This is a genomic window from Bacillus sp. GMs2/2 (genome assembly GCF_050172095.1).
Classification (GTDB): domain Bacteria; phylum Bacillota; class Bacilli; order Bacillales; family Bacillaceae_G; genus Bacillus_A; species Bacillus_A cereus.
This window is the reverse complement of sequence record NZ_JBNLYE010000667.1, coordinates 1-1,397: the sequence shown is the minus strand read 5'-3', so window position 1 is coordinate 1,397 and position 1,397 is coordinate 1. Positions and strand designations below refer to the sequence as shown.

Below are 1,397 nucleotides of genomic sequence, written 5' to 3'. Positions count from 1 at the left end.
AACTCCAGATTGAATTTCTTTACGTCTTAAATATTCTTTAAGAGATTTAGGAATAATTTTTATTACAGGTTTTATAAATTCTTTTAACTTATTCCCCTTACGTACCGCTTGAATTTCTAATAACGGCACCCTTAAGTATTCACTTATTGTTTGTCCTATTAAAAATGACCCTTTGGCTATAAATATAACCACATCTGGCTGAAAATCCTTTTCAATTTTAGTTGCTAATTTTTTGCTTTCTATTTCCAAATTTCTTATTGATAATTCTAAACAATTCACTGTATTTACCTCTTTTTATTAATTTAAAAACTCTAGCAAACTTAGTTATATGATGGGCTATCTGTAGGCATTCCTTTTGAACATATTTTGCCCTTTTTAAATTTTCTTTGAATGTCTGTGGATCACCATTAAATTCTTCTATAACATTGTAGTTTCTACCTAATTCTATAAATGTATGTGCATCGCTACCTATAGCCTTAGTTGCATTATATCTGTTCGCAATTTCCAATTGAATTTCTGAAAAACACCCCTTTATATTTCTACCATTGTGAACTTCAATGATATCAATTAAATCTAGGTTTTTTCGAATCTCTTCTTCCACCAAAACTGTTTTATATCTTTTTTCATCATATGGATGAGGAATATATACTATTCCTCCTTGTTTTTTTATCTCTAACATTGTATCCCTTGGAGATTTTCCCGGGCTTATCTTTTTATTTATAAATAATCCTATTATTTCACCCTTACTAGAAAATATTTCCTCTCCAATAATTACTCTAATTGAATGTTTCTCAAGAAAAGGTTTAAATTTTAACGCACCCTCAATTTCATCATGATCCGTAATCGCTACTACATTTATTTTTCTTAATTTTAACATGAGTAAATAGAACCACTTGCCTAAAGTGCTATCATGCGAATAGCACGTATGGGTGTGTAATTCGACATTTATTCCCATATATTTCTCCTACTTTCTAAACAACTCAAAAAATTTAATATGCTCCTCTGCCGACTACAACATTCTTAACAGTTAATAGCAAAATCTTAATATCAAACCATAATGATGCATTATAAGCATAATATAGCTCTAAATCTACCCTCTCTGGATATCCTACATCACTTCTTCCACTTACTTGCCAATAACCTGTAAGACCTGGCTTTACAGATAAAAATTCATCTTTTCTTTCTCCGTACTCTACCAACTCTTCTTGTACTACTGGTCTTGGACCAACAAGGCTCATATCACCTTTTAAAACATTTAAGAATTGTGGAAGTTCATCTAAGCTAGTCTTTCTTAAAAATTGGCCTACTTTTGTTATACGTGGATCTTCGCTTGGCTCTAATTTATAATTATTATCTATATATTTTTTATATAATATTTCATTACTTCTTAATTTCTC

2 protein-coding genes and 1 pseudogene are annotated in these 1,397 nt (G+C 30.1%); all 3 read right to left on the bottom strand.

Annotated features, from left to right (window positions below):
- A pseudogene (locus ACQGS6_RS28485) lies at positions 1-249 on the bottom strand (phosphoribosyltransferase); the annotation flags it as partial.
- Complete coding sequence (locus ACQGS6_RS28480; RefSeq protein ID WP_088046180.1) at positions 218-955, bottom strand: PHP domain-containing protein; 738 nt, start codon at positions 953-955, stop codon at positions 218-220. The pseudogene ACQGS6_RS28485 and the gene ACQGS6_RS28480, both read right to left, overlap by 32 nt.
- Before the next feature lie 34 nt (positions 956-989).
- A partial coding sequence (locus ACQGS6_RS28475) for a sugar transferase (protein ID WP_426966028.1) occupies positions 990-1,397 on the bottom strand: 408 nt, incomplete at its 5' end.